This is a genomic window from Kribbella sp. NPDC056861, assembly GCF_040687575.1.
Classification (GTDB): domain Bacteria; phylum Actinomycetota; class Actinomycetes; order Propionibacteriales; family Kribbellaceae; genus Kribbella.
Window position 1 is genome coordinate 610,835 of sequence record NZ_JBFBNQ010000004.1, and the last position, 25,084, is coordinate 635,918.

Annotated in this window: 27 protein-coding genes; 18 read left to right on the forward strand and 9 right to left on the reverse strand. The window is 69.3% G+C overall.

All coding sequences use genetic code 11. The features are described 5' to 3' along the window. Window positions 1–2: 2 nt before the first annotated feature. The 3 genes from AB0P21_RS22430 to AB0P21_RS22440 form a co-directional block, all read right to left on the reverse strand. On the reverse strand, window positions 3–1,256 hold the full coding sequence (locus AB0P21_RS22430; RefSeq protein WP_363699071.1) for a hypothetical protein: 1,254 nt from the start codon (window positions 1,254–1,256) through the stop codon (window positions 3–5). A 73-nt stretch (window positions 1,257–1,329) separates the two neighbouring features. Continuing rightward, entirely contained in the window at window positions 1,330–2,499 is a 1,170-nt protein-coding gene (glgA, locus tag AB0P21_RS22435) for a glycogen synthase (protein WP_363699072.1), read from the reverse strand. A gap of 18 nt (window positions 2,500–2,517) precedes the next feature. Then, the gene (locus AB0P21_RS22440) at window positions 2,518–3,057 is read right to left on the reverse strand and encodes a GNAT family N-acetyltransferase (protein ID WP_363699073.1); all 540 of its coding nucleotides are present in this window, start codon (window positions 3,055–3,057) and stop codon (window positions 2,518–2,520) included. Window positions 3,058–3,122: 65 nt separating this feature from the next. Between AB0P21_RS22440 and glgC the strand changes: the two genes are divergently transcribed. From glgC to AB0P21_RS22485, 9 genes are read left to right on the forward strand one after another with little or no spacing between them, the layout of a single operon-like run. Continuing rightward, complete coding sequence (glgC, locus tag AB0P21_RS22445; RefSeq protein ID WP_363699074.1) at window positions 3,123–4,349, forward strand: glucose-1-phosphate adenylyltransferase; 1,227 nt, start codon at window positions 3,123–3,125, stop codon at window positions 4,347–4,349. Window positions 4,350–4,378: 29 nt separating this feature from the next. Continuing rightward, window positions 4,379–5,650: a kynureninase gene (gene kynU / locus AB0P21_RS22450; RefSeq protein ID WP_363699075.1), complete on the forward strand. Its 1,272-nt coding sequence runs from the start codon at window positions 4,379–4,381 to the stop codon at window positions 5,648–5,650. Then, a complete protein-coding gene (locus AB0P21_RS22455; protein ID WP_363699076.1) occupies window positions 5,647–6,966 on the forward strand; it encodes an NAD(P)/FAD-dependent oxidoreductase in 1,320 nt (439 codons plus the stop codon). Before kynU ends, AB0P21_RS22455 begins: the two co-directional genes overlap by 4 nt. Before the next feature lie 16 nt (window positions 6,967–6,982). Then, complete coding sequence (locus tag AB0P21_RS22460) at window positions 6,983–8,491, forward strand: 2-hydroxymuconic semialdehyde dehydrogenase (protein WP_363699077.1); 1,509 nt, start codon at window positions 6,983–6,985, stop codon at window positions 8,489–8,491. Continuing rightward, complete coding sequence (locus AB0P21_RS22465; RefSeq protein WP_363699078.1) at window positions 8,488–8,904, forward strand: RidA family protein; 417 nt, start codon at window positions 8,488–8,490, stop codon at window positions 8,902–8,904. Before AB0P21_RS22460 ends, AB0P21_RS22465 begins: the two co-directional genes overlap by 4 nt. Window positions 8,905–8,911: 7 nt before the next feature. After that, on the forward strand, window positions 8,912–9,430 hold the full coding sequence (locus AB0P21_RS22470; protein WP_363699079.1) for a 3-hydroxyanthranilate 3,4-dioxygenase: 519 nt from the start codon (window positions 8,912–8,914) through the stop codon (window positions 9,428–9,430). Continuing rightward, window positions 9,430–10,437, forward strand: coding sequence for an amidohydrolase family protein (locus AB0P21_RS22475; RefSeq protein WP_363699080.1), 1,008 nt, complete (start codon window positions 9,430–9,432; stop codon window positions 10,435–10,437). The genes AB0P21_RS22470 and AB0P21_RS22475 overlap by 1 nt, the downstream gene beginning before the upstream one ends. A gap of 1 nt (window position 10,438) precedes the next feature. Then, on the forward strand, window positions 10,439–11,173 hold the full coding sequence (locus AB0P21_RS22480; RefSeq protein WP_363699081.1) for an alpha/beta hydrolase: 735 nt from the start codon (window positions 10,439–10,441) through the stop codon (window positions 11,171–11,173). Beyond that, on the forward strand, window positions 11,170–12,252 hold the full coding sequence (locus AB0P21_RS22485) for an aminotransferase class I/II-fold pyridoxal phosphate-dependent enzyme (protein ID WP_363699082.1): 1,083 nt from the start codon (window positions 11,170–11,172) through the stop codon (window positions 12,250–12,252). Before AB0P21_RS22480 ends, AB0P21_RS22485 begins: the two co-directional genes overlap by 4 nt. Here the strand turns inward: AB0P21_RS22485 and AB0P21_RS22490 are convergent. Next, entirely contained in the window at window positions 12,239–12,913 is a 675-nt protein-coding gene (locus AB0P21_RS22490) for an O-methyltransferase (RefSeq protein WP_363699083.1), read from the reverse strand. The genes AB0P21_RS22485 and AB0P21_RS22490 overlap by 14 nt on opposite strands. Before the next feature lie 194 nt (window positions 12,914–13,107). Beyond that, a complete protein-coding gene (locus tag AB0P21_RS22495) occupies window positions 13,108–13,890 on the reverse strand; it encodes a DeoR/GlpR family DNA-binding transcription regulator (protein WP_363699084.1) in 783 nt (260 codons plus the stop codon). Between the two features lie 101 nt (window positions 13,891–13,991). Here AB0P21_RS22495 and AB0P21_RS22500 point away from each other — a divergent pair, with 101 nt between their 5' ends. After that, on the forward strand, window positions 13,992–14,891 hold the full coding sequence (locus tag AB0P21_RS22500; protein ID WP_363699085.1) for an SIS domain-containing protein: 900 nt from the start codon (window positions 13,992–13,994) through the stop codon (window positions 14,889–14,891). 70 nt (window positions 14,892–14,961) lie between these two features. Continuing rightward, window positions 14,962–15,432: a polyketide cyclase gene (locus AB0P21_RS22505; protein ID WP_363699086.1), complete on the forward strand. Its 471-nt coding sequence runs from the start codon at window positions 14,962–14,964 to the stop codon at window positions 15,430–15,432. Here the strand turns inward: AB0P21_RS22505 and AB0P21_RS22510 are convergent. Both AB0P21_RS22510 and AB0P21_RS22515 read right to left on the reverse strand, forming a co-directional pair. Further along, on the reverse strand, window positions 15,368–15,994 hold the full coding sequence (locus AB0P21_RS22510; RefSeq protein WP_363699087.1) for a GNAT family N-acetyltransferase: 627 nt from the start codon (window positions 15,992–15,994) through the stop codon (window positions 15,368–15,370). The genes AB0P21_RS22505 and AB0P21_RS22510 overlap by 65 nt on opposite strands. After that, window positions 15,972–17,147: an MFS transporter gene (locus AB0P21_RS22515; RefSeq protein ID WP_363699088.1), complete on the reverse strand. Its 1,176-nt coding sequence runs from the start codon at window positions 17,145–17,147 to the stop codon at window positions 15,972–15,974. The genes AB0P21_RS22510 and AB0P21_RS22515 overlap by 23 nt, the downstream gene beginning before the upstream one ends. A 71-nt stretch (window positions 17,148–17,218) precedes the next feature. On the opposite strand from AB0P21_RS22515, the gene AB0P21_RS22520 reads away from it, so the two are divergent. The 7 genes from AB0P21_RS22520 (at window position 17,219) to AB0P21_RS22550 (ending at window position 22,829) form a co-directional block, all read left to right on the forward strand. Further along, window positions 17,219–17,758, forward strand: a complete 540-nt coding sequence (locus tag AB0P21_RS22520; RefSeq protein WP_363699089.1) for a CGNR zinc finger domain-containing protein — start codon at window positions 17,219–17,221, stop codon at window positions 17,756–17,758. Between the two features lie 36 nt (window positions 17,759–17,794). Continuing rightward, window positions 17,795–18,016, forward strand: coding sequence for a biotin/lipoyl-binding carrier protein (locus AB0P21_RS22525; protein ID WP_363699090.1), 222 nt, complete (start codon window positions 17,795–17,797; stop codon window positions 18,014–18,016). Between the two features lie 155 nt (window positions 18,017–18,171). Continuing rightward, on the forward strand, window positions 18,172–18,855 hold the full coding sequence (gene sigE, locus AB0P21_RS22530) for an RNA polymerase sigma factor SigE (RefSeq protein ID WP_363699091.1): 684 nt from the start codon (window positions 18,172–18,174) through the stop codon (window positions 18,853–18,855). Then, window positions 18,852–19,460: a zf-HC2 domain-containing protein gene (locus AB0P21_RS22535; RefSeq protein ID WP_363699092.1), complete on the forward strand. Its 609-nt coding sequence runs from the start codon at window positions 18,852–18,854 to the stop codon at window positions 19,458–19,460. The genes sigE and AB0P21_RS22535 overlap by 4 nt, the downstream gene beginning before the upstream one ends. Window positions 19,461–19,463: 3 nt before the next feature. Continuing rightward, complete coding sequence (locus tag AB0P21_RS22540) at window positions 19,464–20,537, forward strand: transcriptional regulator (protein WP_363699093.1); 1,074 nt, start codon at window positions 19,464–19,466, stop codon at window positions 20,535–20,537. A 78-nt stretch (window positions 20,538–20,615) separates the two neighbouring features. Next, a complete protein-coding gene (locus tag AB0P21_RS22545) occupies window positions 20,616–22,334 on the forward strand; it encodes a trypsin-like peptidase domain-containing protein (protein WP_363699094.1) in 1,719 nt (572 codons plus the stop codon). A gap of 150 nt (window positions 22,335–22,484) precedes the next feature. Beyond that, the gene (locus tag AB0P21_RS22550) at window positions 22,485–22,829 is read left to right on the forward strand and encodes a sec-independent translocase (protein ID WP_363699095.1); all 345 of its coding nucleotides are present in this window, start codon (window positions 22,485–22,487) and stop codon (window positions 22,827–22,829) included. Between the two features lie 16 nt (window positions 22,830–22,845). Here the strand turns inward: AB0P21_RS22550 and AB0P21_RS22555 are convergent, their stop codons facing one another. Both AB0P21_RS22555 and AB0P21_RS22560 read right to left on the reverse strand, forming a co-directional pair. Then, window positions 22,846–23,559 (reverse strand): MerR family transcriptional regulator, encoded by a 714-nt coding sequence (locus AB0P21_RS22555; protein ID WP_363699096.1) that lies wholly within the window; start codon window positions 23,557–23,559, stop codon window positions 22,846–22,848. Between the two features lie 20 nt (window positions 23,560–23,579). After that, a complete protein-coding gene (locus AB0P21_RS22560; RefSeq protein ID WP_363699097.1) occupies window positions 23,580–25,076 on the reverse strand; it encodes an alpha/beta hydrolase in 1,497 nt (498 codons plus the stop codon). Window positions 25,077–25,084: the final 8 nt, after the last annotated feature.

Sequence of the window (25,084 nt, forward strand, 5' to 3'; positions counted from 1 at the left end):
GGTCAGCCCCAGCGGCTGAACGATCCGACGATCTGCGGGAACGCCGCGAAGGCGGTGCCGAAATGGTCGACCGCGCCCATCGAGTGGATCGTCACCCGCGCGCCGGGGCCGGTGAGGGCGGCTGCGCAGACGTCGGCGTTGGCCGGGACGACGTCGGTGTCGGCGGTGCCGGTGTAGAGGTGGACGGGGGTCTTCGGGGTCCAGTCGCAGATCCGGTCCGCTGCGGTCAACGCCTTGAGGTAGGCACCCGACGGGTGCTTCAGCTTGGCCAGGAACTGCGGAGTGAACAGCTTCCCGGGACTGTCCGGGAGGCCGGCCACGATCTCCTCGTAGCTGTGGCTGCCGTCGAACAGGCCCTCGACGGTGCCGGCGTACGGCGGCTGGAACGCGTCGCGCGGGGCGTCGTACAGGCCGACTGTGCGGTTCCACGCAGTGGCGAAGTAAGCCAGGTAGAACGTGGCGGTGGCGGGCGCGAGGCGGCCGTCGAAGGCGGCGGGGAGTTCGGTACCGGCCAGGTCGTACGGGCCGGCGACGGCGTGCAGGGCGCCGAGGCGGAAGCGGCCGACCTCGCCGCGCTGGAGGGCGCGACCGAGGCCGAGGCTCGCACGGCCGCCCTGCGAGAAGCCGGTGACGAGGACGTCGCGGTTCAGGACGACGCCGTGCCGGGCCGCGAAGGAATTTGCCGCGAGCAACAGGTCGGCCGAGGCGCTGGTCTCGGTCCGGGTGTCGATGTAGGGGTGCCCGCCCGGGCCGAGTCCGAGACCGAGGTAGTCGGGGGCGAGACCGGCCAGCCCCGCACCGGCGAACAGCGCGGTGACGAGCCCGTCGTTGTCGGTGGGGTCGACCGACGGCGCGTAGGCCTTCGTGGCCATGGTTCCGTGCAGGTACTCCGCGGCGGTCAGCGCGCCACGTTTGCCGGTTGGCAGGACGACGAGTCCGCTGGCGGTGGTCGGGCGGCCGATGGGGTCGATCGTGCGGTAGACCAGCCGGTACGCCGTGACGCCGTACCTCGCGGCGGGGGCTCCCTCGAAGCCGGCGGCGGCCGCGGCGGCATCCAGTTCACTGGCGGTCAACTGAGCAGTGGGGACCGCGGAGACGAGCGCGCCGCGGAGTACGTGCGACGAGGAGACCGCGGCTGCGGCGAGCCCTGGCTGGGCGGCTGGTAGCGGAGCGGCGGCGAAGGCGGACAGGGGAGCGGCGACGAGCGCGGCGGTGGCGAGGACGGCGGCGACGGTTCTGACGAGGCGAGAAGTCATACCTCAAGCCAACCGTCGCCGCTCCGTCCTCACGAGGGCTTTCGGCCCCCGATCGCTGGTAGACCTAGGCCCACTAAACCAGCGATCGGTAGAGCTCGACGGTCCGGTCGGCGACCGCGTCCCAGCCGAACTCCGAGATGGCCCTGGCACGGCCGGCCTTGCCCATGGCCTCGGCCCGGGCGGGGTCGGCGACCAGCGCGTTGATGCCTTCGGCGAGCTGGCGTTCGAAGGTGGTGGGATCGTTCTCGTCGTACGGGACCAGCGTGCCGGTGACACCGTCGACCACGACGTCCGGGATGCCGCCGACCGCGCTGGCGACGACGGCGGTCTCGCAGGCCATCGCCTCCAGGTTGACGATGCCGAGCGGCTCGTAGACGGACGGGCAGCAGAAGGCCAGCGCGTGCGTGAGGACCTGCCGGACCTCCTCGCGCTGCATCATCTCCGAGACGACGAAGACACCGTCACGAGTGGCCTTCAGCTCCTCGATCAGCGCGTCGGTCTCGGCCTTCAGCTCAGGGGTGTCGGCGGCACCGGCCAGCAGCACGAGCTGCACCGACGGGTCCAGCTGCAGCCCGGCGCGGAGCAGATGCGGGACGCCCTTCTGGCGGGTGATCCGGCCGACGAACGTCACGTACGGTCGGCTCAGGTCGACGCCGAGGCGATCGAGCACGCTCGTCGAGGGATCCGGGTGGTAGAAGTCAGCATCGATGCCGTTGGTGATGATGTGGACCTTGGCCGGGTCGATCGCCGGGTAGCTGGCGAGGATGTCCTGCCGGGTGGAGTTGCTGACCGCGACCACGGCATCAGCAGCCTCGTACGCCGTCCGCTCGGCCCAGCTCGACAACCTGTACCCACCGCCCAACTGCTCGGCCTTCCACGGCCGCAGCGGCTCCAGCGAGTGCGCGGTCACCACGTGCGGCACGTCGTACAGGAGCTTGGCCCAGTGGCCGGCCATGTTCGCGTACCAGGTGTGCGAGTGCACCAGCTCGGCGCTGCCGACGGCCGCCGTGATGGTCAGGTCGGTGGACAGGATCCGCAGCGCCGAGTTCGCGTGCTGGATCCGCGCGTCGTCCTCGGAGTGCGCGATCGCACCGGCCCGGGGCTCACCCATGCAGTGCACCTCGACCTCGACCTGACCTCGTTGACGCAGTTTGCGTAACTCGCGGACCAGGAAGTCCACATGCACCCCCGCCCCGCCGTACACGTCGGGTGGGAACTCCCGGGTCAGGATCGCGATCTTCATGCCCCGACCATAACCACCTCACGACATTCGTGTCGCGACCCAGAAGCGCAGTTTTCCGTGCCGTTCGTCCTCCTGTTCGCCACCGGCGGCCAGGATCACTTTGCGGGACGCCTCGTTGTCCGCGTCGCAGGTGACCAGGGCCGGGTCGATGCCGAGCCGGGCGGCGATCGGCAGCGACTGGTGCAGCATCTGGGTGGCGTGGCCGCGGCGCCGCGCCGACGGGCGGACGAAGTACCCGATGTGGCCGCCGAGCTCCTCCAGCGCCGGGGTCAGGCTGTGCCGGATGGAGAGCCGGCCGAGCCAGTCGGTGCCGTCGTCGACGAACCAGAGCATCGTCTGGTGCACCAGGTCGGGCGGCGTCGGCACGCTCTCGTCGGCGTCCGCGCGGATCGCCTCGACCATCCGGGCGAACTCCATCGGGTCCTCGGCCTGCTGCCGGTTCCAGGCCTGATGGAAGCCGTGCGCGCCCATCCATCGCTCCTCGCGGGCATCCAGCTCGTCCCAAGCCTGCAGGAAGGAACGGTGAACAACAGTGGTGGGTTCGACAAGCATCGGCATAGGCCCAGTGTCGCGACACTCTCAAGCGTCTTATGCAAAGGGGCATCGGAAGCTAAGGTGCGGACATGGCTAAGGCACCGAAAATTCTGGGAATCGTGCTGGCCGGTGGCGAGGGGAAGCGGCTGATGCCGCTCACGGCGGACCGGGCCAAACCGGCCGTGCCGTTCGGGGGCAGTTACCGGCTGATCGACTTCGTGCTGTCCAACCTGGTGAACGCGGGCATCCGCAGTCTGTGCGTGCTGACGCAGTACAAGTCGCACTCGCTGGACCGGCACGTCACCATCACCTGGCGGATGTCGACCTTCCTCGGCAACTACGTCACCTGCGTCCCGGCCCAGCAGCGGCTCGGCCCGCAGTGGTACCAGGGCAGCGCGGACGCGATCTACCAGTCGATGAACCTGATCAACGACGCGAAACCCGACATCATCGTCGTGTTCGGCGCCGACCACGTGTACCGGATGGACGCCTCCCAGATGGTCCAGGCGCACATCGAGCGCGGCAACGGCGTGACCGTGGCCGGGATCCGGGTGCCGCGGGCCGAGGCGTCGGAGTTCGGCGTGATCAAGACCGCCGAGGACGGCTTCGGGATCGCCGAGTTCCTGGAGAAGCCGGCCGACCCGCCCGGGCTGCCGGACTCGCCGGACGAGACCTTCGCCTCGATGGGCAACTACGTGTTCAGCGCCGACGTCCTGGTGGAGGCGCTGCGCAAGGACGCCGCCAACCCGGCGTCGCGGCACGACATGGGCGGCGACATCGTCCCGATGCTGGTTGCCGAGGGCAAGGCCGGGGTCTACGACTTCCAGGACAACGACGTACCGGGCGCGCTCGACCGGGACCGCTCGTACTGGCGCGACGTCGGTTCGCTCGACTCGTACCACGAGGCGCACATGGACCTGGTCTCGATCCAGCCGGTCTTCAACCTCTACAACTCCGACTGGCCGATCTTCACCTCGCACCCGCAGCTGCCGGGCGCGAAGTTCACCGACAACGCGACCGTCGGCGAGTCGATCGTCTGCGCCGGCTCGATCATCTCCGGCGCGACCGTGGACCACTCGGTGCTCGGCGCCAACGTGATCGTCAGCGCCGGCGCGAACATCAAGAACGCCGTCATCATGGACAACTGCAAGATCGGCGCCAACGCGGTGCTGAAGAACGTCATCCTGGACAAGAACGTGATCGTGCCGGACGGCGCCGAGGTCGGCGTCGACCTGGACCGCGACCGCGAACGCGGCTACACGGTCAGCAAAGGTGGCGTGACAGCGGTCGGGAAAGACACGGTCATCGAGCTGTGAGCCAGGGCTGGACGAGGCCGGACTGGATCGTGAACCCGACCGGGGCCGAGGCGGCCGCGGTCGAGCTCGACGAGGCCGATCCCGGTCGGCGGGAGTTGTTCGACATCCCGCCGGTCGACTCCGGGGGCTTTCCGGAGGTCGCGTACTTCGCCGGCAACTCGCTCGGGCTGCGGCCGAAGGTGACCCGGGTGGAGCTGATCGAGGACCTGGACTCCTGGGGACAGTGGGGAGTCGAGGGGCATCTGGATGCTGCCCGGCCCTGGCTGTCGTACCACTCGCTGCTGACCGGCCCGGCAGCGCGGCTGGTCGGCGGCCTGGAGACCGAGACCGTGGTGATGAACTCGCTCACGGTCAACCTGCACCTGCTGATGGTGTCGTTCTACCGGCCGGACGCGGACCGCTTCAAGATCGTCATCGAGGACTCGGCCTTCCCGTCGGACAGCTACGCCGTCCGCTCGCAAGTCCGCTTCCACGGCTACTCGCCCGATGACGCGGTGGTGCGCCTGACACCGCGACCAGGTGAGGACGTACTGCGTACCGAGGACGTCGTCGCCGCGATCGGTCCTGACGTGGCGCTGGTGCTGCTCGGCGGCGTCAACTACCTGACCGGCCAGCTGATGGACATCCCGGCGATCACGACGGCCGGTCATGCGGCCGGCGCCGTGGTCGGGTGGGATCTCGCGCACGCGGTCGGCAACGTGCCGTTGTCGCTGCACGACTGGGACGTGGACTTCGCGGCGTGGTGCTCGTACAAGTACCTGAACTCCGGGCCGGGCTCGCTGGCCGGTGCGTTCGTGCACGAGCGGCACCTGGCCGGTTCGCTGCCGCGCTTCGAGGGGTGGTGGAGCACCGAGGAGGCGTCGCGGTTCGAGATGGCGCCCGAGGCGCGCCCGCCGGCCTCCGCCGATGCCTGGCAGGTGTCGAATCCGCCGATCTTCTCGATGAGCCCGGTCCGCACCTCGCTGGAGATTTTCGACCAGGTCGGCATCTCCGTACTGCGCGAGCGCAGTCTGCGGCTCACGGCGTACCTGGAGAAGCTGCTGGCTCCGGTTGTCGCGACGCGGCCCTTGCAGCTGATCACGCCGAGCGACCCCGTCCGCCGCGGTGCGCAACTCTCGCTGCGGATCGGCGGGATGCGAGCCGGCGAGCTGGCCCGCGTACTGCGCTTCGAGCACGGCGTGATCGCCGATGCCCGCGAGCCCGACGTACTGCGGCTGGCGCCCGTGCCGCTCTATTCGATGTACCACGATTGCTGGCGCGCTGCGGAAGCGCTGGCCGAAGCAGTTCCGGAGAATGCATGACTGAGCGTGTCGCCATCGTCGGAGCCGGCCTGGCAGGAAGCCTGCTCGGGTGTTACCTGGCACGACGAGGGCTGTCGGTCACCTTGTACGAGCGTCGCTCCGACCCGCGGGTCGGGCAGCCCGAGCGGGGGCGGTCGATCAACCTGGCGATCTCCGAGCGTGGGCTGGACGCGTTGCGGCGGATCGGGCTGGTCGACCAGGTGATGGCCGACGCGTTGCCGATGAAGGGCCGGATGATCCATCCGGTCGAGGGACCGCTGGACTTCCAGCAGTACAGCGCATCAGGGGAGCGGGCGATCAACTCGATCAGCCGCGGGACGCTGAACAACGCGCTGCTCGACGCAGCCTCCGCGGCTCCTGGGGTGACGGTGTTCTTCGAGCATCGGCTGCTGGAGCTGGACTCTGCTTCCGGGGCGATGGTCTTCGAGACGCCTGAGGGCAAGGTGGAGGCGACGGCGGACGTAGTACTGGGGGCTGATGGGGCTGGGTCCGCAGTACGGGAGCAGTTGCTGGCCGAGGGTGCTGTGCGGGACGACGTCGACTTCCTGGACTACGGGTACAAGGAGTTGAGTATCCCCGCTGTGGGTGGGGATTTTGCGATGGATCCCGGGTCGTTGCACATCTGGCCGCGCGGCACGTCGATGATGATCGCGCTGCCGAACCCCGATTTCTCCTTCACCTGCACGCTGTTCTGGCCGGCCGGCAGTTTCGATGCCCTGAGCAACCGGGAGTCGATCGAGCAGCACTTCGCCGAGCACTACCCCGATCTGTTGCCGCTGGCACCGTCCTTGGTGGACGACTACCTGCACAACCCGGTCGGCGTGCTGGGCACCGTGCACACCCAACCCTGGCAGGCGCATGGCCGGACCGCGCTGATCGGCGACGCCGCGCACGCGATCGTGCCGTTCTACGGGCAGGGTGCCAACTGCGCCTTCGAGGACGTCGTCGAGCTCGACCGGTGCCTGTCCGACACCGGCGGCTCGTGGGCCCGCGCGCTGCCGCTGTACGAGCACCGCCGCAAGGCGAACACCGAAGCGATCGCCGAGATGGCTCTGAACAACTTCATCGAGATGCGCGACAAGGTCGCCTCCCCGGTCTTCCGGCTGACCAAGCGAATCGAGCACGCACTGGAACGGGCCTTCCCCGGCCGCTACGTCTCTCGCTACGAGCTGGTCTCCTTCTCCACCACCCCGTACGCCGAAGTCCAGCAACGCGTCCACCGCCAGCACCAGTACCTCGCGGCCGCCGTGCTCCTGGCCGCGGCTGTCCTGACGACCGCCACCCGAATCGCCCGCTCCGCCGGACGACGCCGATGAACGCGGGGTGGGCATCGTGAGTGCGGAGCTGTGGCAGCCGGGTCTGCTGACCGGGCAGCCTGCGACGGTCGGCTTGCTGAGGAACTTCGTCAACGGATCCTTCGTCGAGGGCGGCTCGACCTTCGCGAAGATCAGCCCGGTAACCGGCGAGCAGATCTTCGATGTCGCTGAGGCCGACGCCTCGGTGGTGGACGCCGCCGTCACCGCCGCCCGGAACGCTCTCACTGGACCTTGGGGGCAGATGGGGGAGCAAGGCCGAGCGGTGGTCCTCCGGCGGGTCGCTGATGAGCTGGAGCGGCGCTTCGACGATCTGGTGGCCGCCGAGGTGGGCGACACCGGCAAGTCGATCAGCCAGGCGCGGACCCTCGACATCCCGCGCGGCGCGGCCAACTTCCGGTCCTTCGCCGACTTCGCGACCACCGCCTCCACCGAGTCCTTCACCACCGTGCTCGCCGATGGTCGACGGGCGCTCAACTACGCCGTCCGCAAGCCGGTCGGCGTGGTCGCGATCATCGTCCCCTGGAATCTCCCACTCCTGCTGCTCACCTGGAAGGTCGCGCCGGCCCTTGCCTGCGGCAACACCGTGGTGGTGAAGCCGTCGGAGGAGACGCCGGCCTCGGCCACCGTGCTCGCCGAGGTGATGGCAGCGGCCGGCGTACCAGAAGGTGTCTTCAACCTGGTGCACGGCTTCGGCCCGTCCTCGGCCGGCGAGTTCCTCACCCAGCACCCGGGCGTCGACGCGATCACCTTCACCGGCGAATCAGCCACCGGTACTGCGATCGCCAAGGTGGCCGCCGATGGGGTGAAGGCGGTCTCCTTCGAGCTGGGTGGCAAGAACGCCGGCCTGGTCTTCGCCGATGCCGATTTGGACGCGGCGGTCGAAGGCTCCGTCCGCTCGGTCTTCACGAACGGCGGCCAGGTCTGCCTCTGCACCGAACGCCTGTACGTCGAACGCCCGATCTTCGACGAGTTCTGCACTCGGCTGGCCGCTCGGGCCGCCGAACTCACCTTCGGCTGGCCGTCCGACGAGGCCACGGTGAACATGCCGCTGATCTCCAAGACCCACCGCGACAAGGTCCTCTCGTACTACGACCTGGCCCGCTCCGAGGGTGCCGAAGTACTCGCCGGTGGTGGGGTGCCGTCCTTCGGCGACGCCCGCGACAACGGTTGCTATGTGCAACCGACCGTGGTGACCGGTCTGCCGCCGACGGCCCGGACCAATACCGAGGAGATCTTCGGCCCGATCTGCCACGTCGCGCCGTTCGACACCGAGGCCGAGGCGTTCGCGCTGGCCAACGACAGCCAGTACGGGCTCGCGGCAACGGTTTGGACCCGGGACGTCGGCCGCGCGCACCGGGCCGGCGCGGCGCTCGACGTGGGGATCGTCTGGGTGAACACCTGGTTCCTCCGCGACCTGCGCACGCCGTTCGGCGGCACGAAGCTGTCCGGCATCGGCCGCGAGGGCGGCAACCACTCGTTGCACTTCTACTCCGAACTCACCAACGTCTGTGTGGAGCTGTCATGACCGAAGCGAAGCTGGTCGAAGGCAAGGCGACGCCGCGGGGCAAGTTCCCGCACGTGAAGGTGGCGAACGGCTTCGCCTACGTGTCCGGGACGTCGAGCCGGCTGCCGGACAACACGATCGCGGGCGCGTCGGTGGACGAGTTCGGGACCACGACGCTGGACATCCGGGTGCAGACGCGCGCGGTACTGGAGAACATCCGGGACATCCTGGCCGCGGTCGGCGCCGGGCTGGACGACCTGGTCAGCGTCACGACGTACCTGGTGTCGATGAACGACTTCGGTGGGTACAACGAGGTGTACGGCGAGTTCTTCGACTCGTCGGGGCCGGCCCGGACGACGGTCGCGGTCCACCAGTTGCCGCACCCGCAGCTACTGATCGAGATCCAAGCAGTCGCGGCCGTACAGGAGAGGTGATCCGGAGATGGCGAACCTGGAGTCGACGAACTTCCCCGAGTGGGTCGAGCAGAACAAGCACCTGCTGAAACCGCCGGTGGGCAACAAGCAGATGTTCCCGACCGGCGACGACTTCATCACCATGGTGGTCGGCGGCCCGAACCAGCGCACCGACTTCCACGTCGATCCGTACGAGGAGTTCTTCTACCAGATCAAGGGCACCATGCACGTCGACGTGATGACGGACGACGGCCCGGCCCGGGTGGACATCAACGAGGGCGAGATGTGGGTGCTGCCGCGCAACATGCCGCACTCCCCACAGCGCGACGCGGACTCGATCGGCCTGGTGATCGAGCGAGTCCGCGAACAGGGCACCCTGGAGAAGTTCCGCTGGTACTGCGCCAACTGCCACGCCGTCGTCCACGAGGTCGAGCTCCAGGTCACCGACATCGTCGAAGACCTGCCGCCGGTCTTCAAAGCCTTCTACGAAAGCGAACCAGCCCGCACCTGCCCGTCCTGCGGCACCCTCCACCCAGGCAAGGCCTGATGCCGCACAGCGTTGACGTTCACACCCACCTCGTCCCCAAGGGCTGGCCCGACCTCGGAAAGGCTTGTGGGGGAGACGACTGGCCGTGGTTGCGGATCGACTCCGAGCGGGCGGCGATGATCATGATCGGCGAGACCGAGTTCCGCCCGGTGGGTGCGCAGGCGTGGGATCCGGCCACCCGGCGTGCGGATATGGATGCCGATGGCATCGATCTGCAGGTGGTCTCGCCGACGCCGGTGTTCTTCGCCTACGAGCGGCCGGCCGACCAGGCGATCAAGGTGGCCAGGATCTTCAACGACCTGACCCTGGAGACGCTTGCCGGGGACAACAGACTGGTGCCGTTCTGTCAGGTGCCGTTGCAGGATCCGGATGCCGCCTGCGCGGAGCTGGATCGGTGCATGGCGGCGGGCCACGCCGGGGTCGAGATCGGCAACCACGTCGGCGACAAGGATCTCGACGACGCCGGGATCGTTGCCTTTCTCAAACATTGTGCGGAGGTCGGCGCCCCGGTGCTGGTGCATCCGTGGGACATGCCGGGCGGTCCGCGGCTCGACCGGTGGATGGCGCGCTGGCTGACCGGGATGCCTGCGGAGACCCACCTTTCGCTGCTGGCGATGATTCTCGGCGGCGCCTTCGACGAGCTGCCCGAGTCACTGCGGATCTGCTTTGCCCACGGGGGTGGCAGTTTCGCCTTCTGGCTGGGCCGGGTGGAGAACGCCTGGCAGCGCCGCGGTGACGTAGTACGGGGGAAGTCTCAGCATCCGCCCAGTCACTATCTCGGCCGCTTCTCCGTCGACACCGTCGTGTTCGAGCAACCAGCGTTGCGGTTGCTGGTCGACACCCTCGGCGAGGACCAGGTGATGGTCGGCAGTGACTACCCGTATCCGTTGGGTGAGCGACCCGTCGGAGACGTCGTACGGCGGGCCGACTGGCTCTCGGCCGATCAGCAGGTCAAGCTGCTGTCCAAGAACGCCCTTCGATTCTTGGGACCCAACTGGGAGGTCTGAAATGTCAGAGGACCGCTCCGTCCTCAGCCGCGAGGCGAGAGATCCGGACGAAGAGCTGCAGTACGGCAGGTACCCGGAGCAGATGCTGGACGTCTGGCACGCGGAGCAGGGCCGGCCGGCGATCGTCTTCCTGCACGGCGGGTTCTGGCGCCCGGAGTACGACCGGATGCACGCCCGGCCGCTCGGCGAGGCCCTGGCCGACGAGGGCTGGCCGGTCGCGTCGATCGACTACCGGCGTGAGCCCGGCAACCCCGACTCGACCGCCGACGACGTCCGCGACGCGCTCGGCAAGCTCGAAGACCTGATGGACCTGCGCGCCGGGTTCGTGCTCGTCGGTCACTCCGCCGGCGGCCAGCTGGCTCTGTGGGCGGCGTCGACGTTCAACCCGATCCGGCTGAAGGGTGTGGTCGCGCTGGCGCCGGTCGCCGACCTGCTGATGGCCGACCAGCTCGAGCTGGACAAGACCGCAGTACAGGACTTCCTCGGCGGCGGAGTACGCAACGACCTCGATCCGACCCACCTGCCGGCCCCGATCATGCCGGTCTCGATCGTGCACGGCACCGCCGACGCCCGGGTGCCGATCGCCCTGTCCGAGTCGTACGTCGCCGCGCACCCGACCGCGCGGCTCGTCCCGGTCGAGGGCGCGGGCCACTTCGACCTGATCGACCCGCTGAGCAACGCCTGGACCCACGTGACCACCGAGATCGCGAGATACGCCGGCTGGGCGCAGGAGTGACGGCAGGCTTCATCGACCTCGGTACTGCGGAGAACCACCTCCTCTTCGACCTGCTGGAACCGAAGCTCAACGCGCCACGAGTGATCACGGCGGCCGACACCCACTACCAGGACTCCGCCGGCTCACCGTCCTTCCGTGCCGCCGTGGCACCCTTCCTGAGCCGCCTCTGGCAGGCCGAGGTCGACGCCGACGACCTGGTGGTCCTGTCGGGCACCGGCGTCGCCATGGAGACCCTCGCCTTCGCCCTGTGTGAGCCGGGCGACGGCATCGTCGTACCGACGCCCTACTTCTCCGGCTTGGACGGCGAGCTGGCCGGCCGCTCACGGGCCCGCATCATCCCCGCACCCGACGTATCGGCCGAGGCGCTGGACCACGCGATCCGCAGCAACCACAACGTCCGGGCGATCGCCCTGGTCTCCCCGAACAACCCGCTGGGACAGGTGTACGACGAGTGCACGCTGCAGGCAGTAGCTCGGGTCGCGGTCGAGCACGACCTGCACCTGATCGCCGACGAGGTCTATGCGGGCTCCGTCCACACCGGCGAGTTCGTCAGTACTGCGCGAGCCGTCCCCTCCGACCGGCTGCACATCACCTGGGGCTTCGCCAAGGACTTCGGCCTCAGCGGCTACAAGGTCGGCGTCCTGCACACCCGCAACGCCGAGGTCCGAGACGCCGTACAGGCCCAGTCCCGGCTGGCCAACGCCTCCAGCGACACCCAGGCGCTGCTGCGGGACCTGCTGTTGGACACCGCCTGGCTCGAGCAGTTCCAAACAGAAGCGCGCAACCGCCTGCGTACGGCGTACGAGCAGACCACTGCGGCCCTGACCGCTGCTGGCATCTCTTACCTACCAGCCGCCGCAGGACTCTTCCTCTACCTGGACCTCACCGGTCATGCCGCCACCTTCGAAGCAGAAGCCGCACTGACCCAGCGCCTGCGCACCGAAGCCCGCATCAACCTCGCCCCGGGCGCGAGCTTCCACAGCACGACACCTGGCTACTACCGCCTCTGCTTCGCCACCGATGCCTCCCTCGTTCGGGAAGCCATCGACCGCCTGGCCGCCGAGCTTAAGCGCGCTTGACGGCGGCCAGCAGGCCGTCACTGGTGGGGAGCAGCGCCGAGGTCAGGTCGTCGTTGTCCCGGATCGCGCGGATCAGGTCGCGGACAGCGGTCGTCTCGGGGTCGCGGTGGGACGGTTCGGCGACCCGGCCGCGGAGCAGGGCGTTGTCGAAGACGACGACACCGCCTGGCCGCAGCAGCCGCAGGGCCTCGTGCAGGTACGCCGTGTACTCGCGCTTGTCGGCATCGCAGAAGACCAGGTCGTAGTGGCCGTCGGTGAGCCGGGTGACGACGTCCAGCCCGGCGCCTGCGATCAGGCGGAACCGGTTGGACGGTACGCCGGCGTCCAGGAAGGTCTTGCGGGCCAGCCGCTGGTTCTCGGCGTCGAGGTCGACCGTGGTCAGGGTGCCGTCGGTGCGCATCCCGCGCAGCAGCGCCAGGCCGGAGACGCCGGTCCCGGTGCCGATCTCGACGACCGCCTTGGCGCCCACCGCGGCGGCCAGCAGGCTCAGCGCGGAGGCCGCGCCGGGGCCGATCGGGGCGATGCCACTGTCCTCGGCGCTCGCCCGTGCACCCGTGACGACCTCGTCCTCACCGGTGTAGTCCTCGGCGTAGGCCCAGGACGTGGGGTCGATGCCCGTGGCGATGATGCCCTCCCTGATCGATGGCGCTGCGGTACTCATCCTGTGGTCGTTCTGAGGCGAAGCCTAGCGTCCCGGGGTCTCCGGACCGCGCCTCCCGCGCTCGACCGAGTGCCTTGTCCACGCTTATGTTGCGCACTCTTGCTCGTAACTTGTAGACCCGAGCACATATGATCGTGTTGACTAGGCAGAGATCACCTGGCGAACGACCCGGCGAAGGAGGTGCGGACCGAATGTCAGGAGCGGATGACGTCGATCCCGGCTTCCTTGAAGATGGACAGCTGCGACTCGTCGGCCTGCGCGTCGGTGACCAGGGTGTCGATCTCGCTCAGCTCGCAGATCCGGGCGAAGGCCCGCTGGCCGAGCTTGCTGGAGTCGGCCACCACGACCACCTTGGCGGCCCGGCTGACGATCAGCTGGTTGATGTTCGCCTCGCCCTCGTGGTGGGCGGTGGCGCCGGTCTCGTCGATCCCGTCGACGCCGATGAAGGCGATGTCCAGCGACAGGTCGGCCAGGATCCGGTGCGACAGCGGGCCGATCATCTCGTACGACTGCGGCCGGGCCACGCCGCCGGTCAGCACCATCTTGACGTGCGGCCGGACGATCAGCTCGTTGGCGATGTTCAGCGCGTTGGTGACGAGGGTGAAGGCCGGCTCGCCGTGCTCGGCCGACAGTTCCGGCCGGGTCGCCAGCGTCCGCGCCACCTCGGAGATCGTGGTGCCGCCGTTCATGCCGATCACCATGCCGCGACGGACCAGGGTGGCCGCGGCCTGCGCGATCCGCTGCTTCTCCGACGCGAAACGCGCAGTCTTGTAGCGCAGCGGCAGGTCGTAGGAGACCGCGTTGGCCACCGCGCCGCCGCGGGTACGGGTCAGAAGTTGCTGTTTTCCCAGGTGGTCCAGGTCGCGCCGGATGGTCGCCGCGGAGACGTGCAACTGCACCGCGAGCTCGTCGACATCGATCGCGCCCTTCTCGGCCAGCGCCTCGAGCAACGTATTCAGGCGTTCATAACGCTTCACCTGGGCGTCCTCCTTCACACAATCGGTCAGCCGGACGGCTGCCGGTTGGCACCATTCGATCACGTTCGAGCAGTTTCGACCATTACATCTCCGGAGACGACATGACCGACAAGCCCCTTTTGGCCGATACGCCCTTCGTGAGCACTGAGATCGCCACTCAGCCCGAGCTGTGGCGGCAGGTGTCCACCGGTTTCGCGCAGTACGGTGGCGCACTGCCCAAGGCCGGCCTCCGCGTCGCGGCTGTCGGTTGCGGCACGTCCTGGTTCATGGCGATGACGTACGCCGCCCTGCGCGAGGACCTTGGCCAGGGCCTGACCGACGCGTTCGCCGGATCGGAGTTCCCGGCGGGCCGCGAGTACGACGCGGTGCTGGTGATCAGCCGGTCCGGGACCACCACCGAGGTGCTCGACCTGATCCGCACCACCGAGCTGCCGACGATCGCGATCACCGCGACGCCCGGCTCACCGATCGTCGAGCTGGCCGACCACACCATCATGCTGGACTTCGCCGACGAGCAGTCCGTCGTCCAAACCAGGTTCGCCACTACAACGTTGGCGCTGCTGCGGGCCTCCCTCGGCCAGGACCTGACCCAGGCCGCCGCGGACGCCGAGATCGCGCTCACGATCGACGTCGAGGAGCTGGCGAAGCTGGAGCAGGTCACCTACCTGGGCACCCGCTGGACCATCGGCCTGGCGCACGAGGCCGGCCTGAAGCAGCGCGAAGCCGCCTCCGCCTGGACCGAGGCCTACCCGGCGATGGACTACCGGCACGGCCCGATCGCCATCGCGCAGCCCGGCCGCGGCGTCTGGATCTTCGGCGAACCGCCGGCCGACCTGGTCGACGACGTCACCGCGACCGGCGCGACGATCATCCACCACGCCGAACTCGACCCACTGGCCTCCCTGGTGGTGGCCCAGCGAGTGGCGGTCGCCAAGGCGCTCGCCCTCGGCCTCAACCCCGACCAGCCGCGCAGCCTGAGCCGCTCGGTCATCCTCGCCTAGGCTGCCGCCGCGCGTCGCCGGCCAGTGACCTGGCGGCCGGCGCGCTGACGGCTGCTGGCATCCTCGGTGGATGACCAACGACGAGCGGTTCGAAGTACGACGCCTGATCGCTGCCACCCCCGCGGAGATCTTCGGCGTACTGCGGGAGCCGCGCGGCCACGTCGCGATCGACAGCTCCGGCATGCTCCAGTCGGCCGACGGCGAGACGGTCGGCCAGGTCGGCGACGAGTTCGTCGTGCACATGGACCGCGAGGCGCTCAACGACCTGCCGATGGGCAAGTACGACGTCACGGTGATCATCACCCGGTTCGTCGAGGACGCCGAGCTCGAGTGGACCATCTCCGGCACGATCCAGCCGCCGATCAAGCACCTCTACGGCTACCAGCTGGAAGCCCGCGACGGCGGCACCCTGGTCACGTCGTACTACGACTGGAGCCAGATCGAGGACCGCTACCGGGGCAAGGTCAACTTCCCGATCATCCCCGAGGCCGGTCTCCGCGCGACGCTGGGCATCCTGGCGCGCACAGTCGAGCAGCGGTGACCGGAGACACCAGCTCCCACCCCAGTCGGCTGTAGAGCGCTCGACCGTCAGCCGTAGCCACCAGTAGTCCGGTACGAGCGCCCGCCGCCTGACTCAACGCCCGCATGACGGTGGTTCCGAGCCCCCGACGCTGGTGATCGGGCTCGGTCACCACCTGATCGATCACCGCGTAGTCACCTGTGACGGCCGCCTTCCCCCGCGCCGCCGGCTCGCCACGCTGACTCACGAGCACGTCGACAACGCTGCCCGCTCGCGTCACCTGCAGCTCGTACTCCGGCCCGCAGGTCGCCGGCTCGGCGGTCAGCTGGGTGGTCATCAAATACTCGGTCGGCTGCACCTGCCACCGCTCGTCGAGCTCGACGACGGCCGGGTCGGCGCAGATCTTCAGCCAGGTGTCAGGGGTCGTCAGCCGGGCGGCCAGGTCTGGTGCCGGTGCGGGAAGCACATAGCGCGCGATATGCCCCGGCAGACCGACCTCGATGCGCCAACCTTCAGGCACCTCAACTGGCGCAGCCGTACGGCGAACAGTCGCCCAACCCTCAGCCCACGCTTTGACCAGCATGTGCCACCACCTTTGTGCTGTAACCGAGAGCTGAGGCTGCGAGCAGTCCCACAGCTATCAGTAGTAGTGCGGTGTGCGTGCCCACCTTGGGGACCAGCAGCCCGGCACCCGCCTGTCCGAGTGCAGCAGCGCCTACGCGCAGGCTGGCTGCAGTTGTGCTCACTCGACCCTGCAGTTCCAGCGGGCTGTACACCTGACGAGCAGCAAACATCGCCGGCAGCATCGGCCCCTCCAGCAGACCAGTAGCCGTCGCCAGCACCAGCAGCACGACAAAGCTGCCTGCCAGCGGCCACGCGGTGAAGGCGAGCCCATAGGCAGCCACAGACACCATCACCACGTACTCCGGCCGCCAGCGGGTCTGGAAGCCACCCAGAAGAAGAGCTGTGGTGACACTGCCCAGCTCCAGAGCCGTCCAGAGGTAGCCAGCCGCCGAGCGAGGCATGCCAAGCGACGCCATGTGCAGCGGCAGCGTGATCAGCAGCATGCCGGTCACGCCCATCAGCAGAGTCGTGGTGACCGTCGAGGCCCGCAGGCGCGGAGTACGGGCTAGGTGGGTCAGCCCGGCTGCGACCGACGCCAGGAAGGGCTCCTGCGATCCGCGGGCGGCAGGGAGAGCGGGGAGACGAGCGATAGCCAGGATGCTGAGCGTCGCCGTCACAGCGATCACCACAGCCGCGGCCTCCACCGAAACGACCGCGGCGATCGTGGCAGCCGCCGCTGGCCCAGTGATCGTGGCCGCACCAAAGCTGGCCGCCTCCAGCGAGTTGGCGCGGGGGAGCCGGTCACCAGGAACCAGGCTCGGCAACATGCTGGTGAACCCACCACTGACCAGCGGCAGCGTCGTACCGGCGACTGCCGCAAGCACCGGCGTCACCCAGTGCGCGCTGTGTCCGACCACAGCCAGCATGGCGACCATGACCCCGCCCAGCACCGCCTGGTTCACCGCAAGCGCAGTACGCCGGTACGCCGTCCGGTCGAGCCAGGCGCCGAGCAATGGGCCCGTCACGATCGCCGGAAGCGCATAGGCGGCTCCCGTCACGCCTGCTAGCGCAGCGCTGTCGGTGCGCTCCAGCACGAGCAGGACGAGCGTGAAGGCGACCATCTCGTCCCCGACCCGCGCGAGCGTCGCGGCAATCAGGTAGCGCGCCAGCATCTCCGGCCTCCTTCGGTAACGCATAAGGGATAGTTACGCGTTACGTTAACAAAGCCGTTACGCTAGGGCGAGTGGAGAGCCTGACGACCCCCGACCGGATGATCCGGATCGCCGTGGACCTGGTGAACACCAAGTCCCGCACCCCGGAGCAGCTGACGTCGCCGGCCGCGCTGGAGCAGTTCCTGCACGACCACGGCGAGCCGGTGGTGACGGTCGACGAGGGCGACCTGGCGGCGGTGATGGCAGTGCGCGAGCGCATCCGGCCGATCTTCCACGCCGAGCCCCGTGAGGCGGCCGGCATTCTCAACGACCTGCTCGCGGAGTACGCAGTACGGCCCTATCTGTCGGATCACGACGGATCGCCGTGGCACCTGCACGTGGCCAAGCCCGAGGCGACCTGGGCGGAGTGGCTGGCCGCCGGAGCGGCGCTCGGGCTCGCCGGGTTCGCTGCCGGCCATGGGTTCGAGGCGATCGACACCTGCGCCGCGCCCGACTGCGAGCGGGTCTTCGTCAACGCGGCCGAGCGCCGCCCCCGCCGGTTCTGTACGCCGACCTGCTCCAGCCGCACCCGGGTCGCGCTGCACCGAGCGCGCCGCAACCAAGAGAACTAGGATCACTGCGAAGACCCCGGCAACCGAGGAGAGCGCGTGAGTCACACCGTGGTGGCAGAGCTGGTGGCGAGCGTGCAGTCGATCATCGCCAAGGCGGGGGACACCGTCGGGCCGGAGGACACCCTCGTCATCCTGGAGTCGATGAAGATGGAGATCCCGGTGCTCGCCGAGGTGGCCGGCACGATCACCGAGCTGCGGGTCTCCGAGGGCGAGGTCGTCCGCGACGGCGACCCCATCGCGGTCATCGAAGAGAAGTAACGCTCAACCTTCATGACCGCTCAGGCGTCTTCCTTGATGAGAACCACCGAGGCCGGGAACTTCCCGTTCGCGGAGGCCGTTGTCCCGTCGTACTGGCATCCCAGGGTCGAACCAGGGTGTACCCGACGTGCGAAGAGGACGGTGAACGCGGCACCATGGTGTTCTCACTCGTTGCCGAGCGGACCCAGGGAGGCGTTGTCGTGAAGCCGATCGACACCTCCGTGGCGCCCGCCCCGAGCACCCCGCAGCTCCGGCCGGAGGCCGAGGCGCTGCCGTCCTGGGACGAGATCGTCCGGGCCCACTCGGCCCGCGTCTACCGGCTCGCCTACCGCCTGACCGGCAACAAGCACGACGCCGAGGACCTGACCCAGGAGGTCTTCGTCCGGGTCTTCCGGTCGCTGTCGTCGTACACGCCGGGCACCTTCGAGGGCTGGCTCTACCGGATCACCACCAACCTGTTCCTGGACGGCGCCCGCCGCAAGCAGCGGATCCGCTTCGACGGCCTGCCGGACGACGCGCACGACCGGTTGCCGTCCAAGGGTTCCGGCCCGGCCGAGAAGCTCGACCAGGACCTGTTCGACCACGACGTGCAGTACGCGCTGGCCGCGCTGCCGGAGGACTTCCGGGCGGCCGTGGTGCTCTGCGACATCGAGGGCATGACCTACGACGAGATCGCCGACGTGCTGGATGTGAAGCTCGGCACCGTCCGCAGCCGGATCCACCGAGGCCGCTCGATGCTGCGCAAGCACCTCGAGCACCGTGCGCCCCGGGCCGGCCAGACCCGTATCAGTGGCCCGTCCGCCGACGGGCCCGACCTTGCCGGAGGTGGCGACCGGTGACCCTGCAACATCCCTTGGAGAAGCTGAGCGCTGTCGTCGACGGAGAGCTGGACCACGACTCCCGCGACAAGGTGCTGAGCCACCTGGTCGGCTGCGACAGTTGCCGCACCGAGGTGGAGGCGCAGCGCCGGCTCAAGGCCCGGCTGGCCGCCACGGCCGCCCCGGAGCCCTCACTGGACCTGATGCAGCGCCTGATGGGCGTCTCGTCGTTCTCGCCGGAGCTGCGCGAGGAGATCCGCCCGGTGCTCACGCCGGCCTTCACGCTCAGCCCGCAACGCTCGGCGTTCCCGGCAGCCCGGACCGACGCGACTCGGCCGGGCACCCGGACGCCGACCCGCAGCCGCCGGCGTACCGGCGTACTGGGTGCGGCGGGGTCTGCTGCCGCCATGGCCTCACTACTCGGTACTGCGTTCGTCCTGGGTGACCCGGCGCGGTCGGAGCAGCCCCCTGGGCTGCAGCCACCGGTGTCGAGCATCACGGCCGACCGTGCGGCGGCCAACAGCGCCGGGTTCGCGGACCCGGTGGCCCTGATGAACTCCTTCAACGGGTCTGGATACGCGGGGCTCAGCCCGACGCTGCAGCCGGTGGCGTTGACGGGTCGCTGACCGGTGAGCCTGTCCCGGCTCGCCGTCCTGGTCGGCACCGCGCTGATCGGCTTCGGCCTGCCCCTGCCCGCTGTGGCCACGCCTGCGCCTGCCGCGCAGCGTGAAGACAACCCGTCCGCCGTCGCCTGGCTCGAACGCGCCGCGGCGGCGCCGGACCACGTGTCGTTCCACGGCACCCAGATCATCACCTCGTGGGGGCCGCAGGGCTCCAGCTCGGCCATGCTCGACATCGTCCACGCCGCGTCCCAGGGGTCGGAGATCAGCGTGGTCGGCTCGGCTGCCTCGGCGGGCGCCAAGGCGTTCGTGCAGCGCGCCAACCACGCCGCGGGGCCGACCGTCGACGGTGGACCGCTCGCGTTGCTCGAGGCGACGTACCAGCTGGTCTACAAGTGCTGCACGGACACGATCGGGCGGCCCGCAGTACTGATCGAGGCGCTGCGCGGCGACCAGACGGTGGCGGCGCGGTTCTGGATCGATCAGTCGACCGGGCTGCTGCTGCAGCGGCAGCTGTTCAGCGACGACGGCAGGACGATGGTCCGGGCGACGGTCTTCACCGACCTGGAGATCGAGGGATCCGAGTTCATCGGCCACCTGCCGCCGATGGCCCCGGGCACCGTCGAGTCGGTCGGGATGAGCAACGTCGACGGGCTGCGCTCCCAGGGCTGGACCTGCTCGCCGTCGCTGCCGGCGTCGCTGCAGCTCTTCGACGTCCACCAGGACCAGGCGACCAAGTCACTGCAGTTCTCGTACTCCGACGGTCTCTTCAACGTCTCGCTCTTCGAACAGCGCGGCGAGCTCGACCCGGCCGCGGTGGCGGGCTACACGGCCACCACCACGGCCGAGGGCGCCCCGATCTACCAGCGCTACGGGATGCCGTCGTACGTCGTTTGGTCGTCCGGCGGGATCGTCTACACGCTCGTCGGCGACCTCCCGTTCGAGACCCTCGGGAAGGTGGTGGCGGCCTTCCCGCACACCCCGCCGCCGAAGGTGACCGCCGTGCAGCGGACCGGTACCGGACTGGCCAAAATCGCGTCGTGGCTCACTCCGATGGGTGCGCTCTCCCACAAGCTGGGATAATCAATTCTGGAAGCACCTCCCGGCACCCCGGCGCAGGCGCTCCCGACCCCAAGATGACGACGACGTGAGGCGGACACCGTGAGCTGGGATGACGCCGAGCCGACCCCCGGAACCCCGCAGACCCCTGCGCCCCGGGACGCCACCCAAGAGAACCCCACAGCAGGCACCGCAGCCGGTAGCGCCGAGTCCACGCCAAACACCGGCGCCACGCCCGGCGGCCCGGCCGGCTCCGCCACGCCAGACACCGGCTCCACGCCCGGCGCCTCCGGCGGGCCTGGCAGCCCCGCCGAGCCGGCCACGCACGCCACGTCTGCTGCCGACCCCACCCGGCCTAACCCCACTGCGTCAAGCGGACAGCCCGGCAACCCTGCGCCTGACTCGGCCACAGAATCAACGCTGGTCGGCGCAGCCTCGGCTCTCACAGCACCTCTGCCAGTGACACCCGCAGTACCGCCATTCGCCCCGGCGCCACCAGCAGCCACCGCTCTGGGTTACGGAGCAGGCGCAGCACCCCTCCCCACCCCGGCAAGCAGCAGCTCGGCGTACCAGCAGAGCACCGGCCGCTCCACCACCCAGCGCAGCTTCGGCCAGCCCAACCCGCAGGAGCCGGCCTTCCGCCCCGCGTACCCCGGGCAAGCCTGGCCGACCCAGCAGCCGACGTACGTCCCGCCCCCGCCGCCCGACTGGCACCAGCAGCAGGCTCGCGCCTACACGCCGTCTCCGCCGGAGAAGCGCAACAAGGTGATCGGCCTCGCCGCCATCGTCGCCCTGGTCGTCGGCCTGATCGCAGGCGGAGGCGCGGCGGCCGCAGTAGTCGCCCTCGACCGCAACGGCGTCGTCGACGACGAGTCCGGCCCGGCGATCGGCCAAGGCACCGACCCGAAGATCAAGACCGGCTCGGTCTCCGCCGTCGCCCAGACCCTGCTGCCGAGCGTCGTCCAGCTCAAGGTCGAAGGCTCCGACGACTCCAACGCGACCGGCTCCGGCTTCGTGATCGACGGCTCCGGGCACATCCTGACCAACAACCACGTCGTCTCGGCCGCCGCGACCGGCGGCTCGATCCAGGTGGTGACGCAGCAGGGCAAGGTCTCCACCGCCCGGCTGGTCGGCCGCTCACCGGCGTACGACCTGGCGGTGGTCCAGGTGGTCGGGCTGGAGGCGCCGTCGGTGCAGTTCGGCGAGTCCGCGAAGGCGATCGTCGGGCAGGACGTGGTGGCGATCGGCTCGCCGCTCGGCCTGGCCGGCACGGTCACCTCCGGCATCGTCTCGGCCAAGAACCGCCCGGTCACCGCCGGCGGCGAGGGCGAGATCTCCTACATCAACGCCCTGCAGACCGACGCGGCGATCAACCCCGGCAACTCGGGCGGCCCGCTGGTCGACATGGACGCGCACGTGATCGGCGTGAACTCCGCGATCGCCACCGTCCGCGGCGCCGAACCGGGCTCCAGCGGCAACATCGGGCTCGGGTTCGCGATCCCGATCGACCAGGCCCGGCGGACCGCGCAGCAGATCATCGCCTCCGGCCAGGCGTCGTACCCGGTGATCGGCGCCAACGTGGACATGCAGTTCGAGGGCGGCGCCCGGGTCAGCGAGGTGATCCCGAACGGCGCGGCGCAGCGAGCCGGATTACGGACCGGTGACGTGATCGTCAAGATCAACAGCCAGCCGGTCGACACCGCCGAGGCGCTGATCGTGGCGATCCGCACCCACCGGCCGGGGGAGAGCGTCCGGCTCGACTTCGAACGCGGCGGCAAACCACGCACGGCGACCATCAAACTCGACCAGAAGACCGGCTGACCCCGCGCAGGACCGGCTGACCCCGCGCCGGACGAGTTGGCCCCGCGCGGGACGATTGACCTCGAGCCGTAAGGCCGACCCGCGCGGGCCGGTGACCATTCGCGGGCTACGCTGTCCGCGGCGCAAGGCGATGATCGGAGAGGGTGGGGCATGTTCAACATCGGACCGCTCGAGATAGCGGTGATCGCGATCGTGGCGATCCTCGTGTTCGGCCCCGACCGGCTCCCGGAGTTCGCCCGTACCGCCGCCCAGCTGCTCCGGCAGGTCCGGGGGATGGTCACCAAGGCGCAGTCCGACCTCCGCGAGGAGCTCGGCCCGGAGTTCGCCGACCTCGACGTCCGCGACCTCAACCCGCGCAGCTTCGTCCGCAAACACCTGCTCGACGGCATCGATGACGACTTCGACGACAAGCCGGTGTCGAACTCGATGGACTCGATGACGCCGCAGCGGCTGCCGGCCGGGGTGCGCGCTCCGTTCGATCCCGAGGCAACCTAGTACTTCGCCCGCTTGGTCAGCGGCCCCGCCCCGCCCGGACCATCTCGAGCACGTCCAGCTGAGCCGGGTTGTACAGATCCTCCATCGCCAACCCGATCGTCCGCGCCACCTCCCGCGCCCCACCCGGCGCCGACTCCCGCGCATCCCTCAGCTCCGGATACTTCAACCGGACCTCATCGAAATGCGCCCGCAACCGCTCAGCCAGCTCCCGCCGAGTGACCTCATCAGCCTCGGCATCCAGCCGGTCGAACTCGCCCACCGACTCGTCCGGCCTGTACTCCGTCACGAACCGCCGCCAAGTCTCGATCCCGGCAGGGCTCAGCAATCTGCTCTGTACCACCAGCAGCGCCCGATCGGTCGCCGACATCTCCCCGGCCGACGCCCAGGCCGCCGGCAGGTCGGTGGGTGAAGCGTTTTCGAGTATCAGCGCCAGCTCCTGCCGTGCCCGCTGCAGCCGTTCGATGCCGGCGGCGAGTTCGAGGTCGAGCAGGCGCAGGGTCTCCTCGGGGTACGGCGCGGCGTCGCCCATCTCCGCGATCTGCGCCAGCGGTACGCCGAGCTCGGTGAGGCGGCGGATGCGGAGCAGGCTGGTGAGATGGGCGACGCCGTAGTGCTTGTAGCCGTTGGTGCCGCGTTCAGGCTCCTCCAGCAGGCCGAGCTTGTGGTAGTGCCGGACCGTCTTCACGGTCGTGCCGGCCAGCTCGGCCAGCTGACGAGTACTCCACGCCACCGGTTTGTCCCAACGTCGAACTACGAAGCCTTGCAGAACACATCTTTCCTGGGCAAGACGCCGTCGACGAGGTACGCCGTGGCCACGTTCGTCACACAGGCGTTGGTCGAGTAGACGTAGGCGCCGTGGCCGCCGGCGTCGACGCTGACCAGCCGGCTGCGGTCGCCGAAGGCCTTGCGCAGCTGGACCGCGCCGACGTGCGGAGTGGCGGGGTCGCGCAGGTTCTGCAGCAGGAGCACGTTCTTCGGCCCCTGATCGGTGATCTTCGCCGGCAGTTCACGAGGTTGGTTGTGCCAGAAGGCGCACGGCATGATGTTCGCCCCGGCGGCGCCGTACAGCGGGTAGGCCTTCCGGTCGGCCGCGACGTCGCGCTGATAGGTGGCCAGGTCCCTCGGCCACACCGAGTCGTTGCAGGTCACCGCCAGGTAGGCCGAGAAGAAGTTGTCGTACTGCGAATTGCCGGCCGCCGCGACCGCGAGCGCCCGCCGTACGCCGGCTGCGTCGCCGATGGCGAGGGACTGCCAGAACTGCGCCGCCTGCGGGAACTGGGCATCGCTGTAGAGCGAGCCGAAGACGAAGCCCCGGAACTCGACCCCGGTGATCGTTTCGACCGGCGCCTTGTCCAGCCGGCCCGCGAAGGCGACGAAGTTGCGGCGTACCTCGGCAACTGTCCGGCCCAGCCCGTACGCGGTGTGCCTGGCCGCGATGAACTCGGCGAGGTCCGGGAAGCGCAGTTCGAAGCCGATGCCGAACCTCCGCTGGCTGGCCCGATCGAGCACCGGACCGCCGGAGACGCTGTCCAGGATCACCCGGTCGGTGCGCTGCGGGAACAGCGACGCGTACGTCGCACCCAGCGACGTCCCGTAGGAGCCGCCGAAATAGTTGAGCTTCTCCTCGCCGAGTGCAGCGCGGATGGTGTCCATGTCCCGCGCGGCATCGGCCGTCGAGATGTGCTGGAGCAGCTTCTTGTCGTCATGGGCGGCGCACTGGTCGGCGACCGCCTTGGCGATCTTCGCCTGCGCGGCGACATCAGCCGCGTCCACGGCGTACGGCGGGACGTTGCCGGTCTTGGTGTACGCCTGGTCCTCGGTGAAGCCGCAACTGACCGGTGACGAGTGGCCGACCCCGCGCGGATCCATCCCGATCAGGTCGTACCGCTCGGCGACGCCGGCCGGCAGCCCGAACGACATCAGCTCGGCCGGCATCGACAACCCTGCCCCGCCGGGCCCGCCGGGATTGGTCATCAGGATCCCGCGCCGCGCCGACCCGGTACTGGCCAGTCGCGAGATCATGATGTCGATGGTGGCGCCGCCCGGCCGCGCGTAGTCCAACGGCACCGGCACCTTGGCGCACTGCGGCACCGTGGCCGGGTACTTCGCGGTCACGTCCGCCGGACAGTTGCCCCAGGCAACCTTCGGACCCACCTCGCCGGCGGCGCTGTTCGCCGCCGCCGGGGTCAACATCCCACCGACCGCGACCAGCACCAACCCGAATCCCGCTACCTGTCCCCGTCTCATCCTGTCGC

What these genes read in the sequence shown, in the direction of transcription:
- AB0P21_RS22430 (WP_363699071.1), bottom strand. Translation starts at nt 1,256, where the DNA reads ATGACTTCTCGCCTCGTCAGAACCGTCGCCGCCGTCCTCGCCACCGCC.
- glgA (WP_363699072.1), bottom strand. Translation starts at nt 2,499, where the DNA reads ATGAAGATCGCGATCCTGACCCGGGAGTTCCCACCCGACGTGTACGGC.
- AB0P21_RS22440 (WP_363699073.1), bottom strand. Translation starts at nt 3,057, where the DNA reads ATGCCGATGCTTGTCGAACCCACCACTGTTGTTCACCGTTCCTTCCTG.
- glgC (WP_363699074.1), top strand. Translation starts at nt 3,123, where the DNA reads ATGGCTAAGGCACCGAAAATTCTGGGAATCGTGCTGGCCGGTGGCGAG.
- AB0P21_RS22455 (WP_363699076.1), top strand. Translation starts at nt 5,647, where the DNA reads ATGACTGAGCGTGTCGCCATCGTCGGAGCCGGCCTGGCAGGAAGCCTG.
- AB0P21_RS22465 (WP_363699078.1), top strand. Translation starts at nt 8,488, where the DNA reads ATGACCGAAGCGAAGCTGGTCGAAGGCAAGGCGACGCCGCGGGGCAAG.
- AB0P21_RS22470 (WP_363699079.1), top strand. Translation starts at nt 8,912, where the DNA reads ATGGCGAACCTGGAGTCGACGAACTTCCCCGAGTGGGTCGAGCAGAAC.
- AB0P21_RS22475 (WP_363699080.1), top strand. Translation starts at nt 9,430, where the DNA reads ATGCCGCACAGCGTTGACGTTCACACCCACCTCGTCCCCAAGGGCTGG.
- AB0P21_RS22480 (WP_363699081.1), top strand. Translation starts at nt 10,439, where the DNA reads ATGTCAGAGGACCGCTCCGTCCTCAGCCGCGAGGCGAGAGATCCGGAC.
- AB0P21_RS22490 (WP_363699083.1), bottom strand. Translation starts at nt 12,913, where the DNA reads ATGAGTACCGCAGCGCCATCGATCAGGGAGGGCATCATCGCCACGGGC.
- AB0P21_RS22500 (WP_363699085.1), top strand. Translation starts at nt 13,992, where the DNA reads ATGACCGACAAGCCCCTTTTGGCCGATACGCCCTTCGTGAGCACTGAG.
- AB0P21_RS22505 (WP_363699086.1), top strand. Translation starts at nt 14,962, where the DNA reads ATGACCAACGACGAGCGGTTCGAAGTACGACGCCTGATCGCTGCCACC.
- AB0P21_RS22510 (WP_363699087.1), bottom strand. Translation starts at nt 15,994, where the DNA reads ATGCTGGTCAAAGCGTGGGCTGAGGGTTGGGCGACTGTTCGCCGTACG.
- AB0P21_RS22515 (WP_363699088.1), bottom strand. Translation starts at nt 17,147, where the DNA reads ATGCTGGCGCGCTACCTGATTGCCGCGACGCTCGCGCGGGTCGGGGAC.
- sigE (WP_363699091.1), top strand. Translation starts at nt 18,172, where the DNA reads ATGGTGTTCTCACTCGTTGCCGAGCGGACCCAGGGAGGCGTTGTCGTG.
- AB0P21_RS22550 (WP_363699095.1), top strand. Translation starts at nt 22,485, where the DNA reads ATGTTCAACATCGGACCGCTCGAGATAGCGGTGATCGCGATCGTGGCG.
- AB0P21_RS22560 (WP_363699097.1), bottom strand. Translation starts at nt 25,076, where the DNA reads ATGAGACGGGGACAGGTAGCGGGATTCGGGTTGGTGCTGGTCGCGGTC.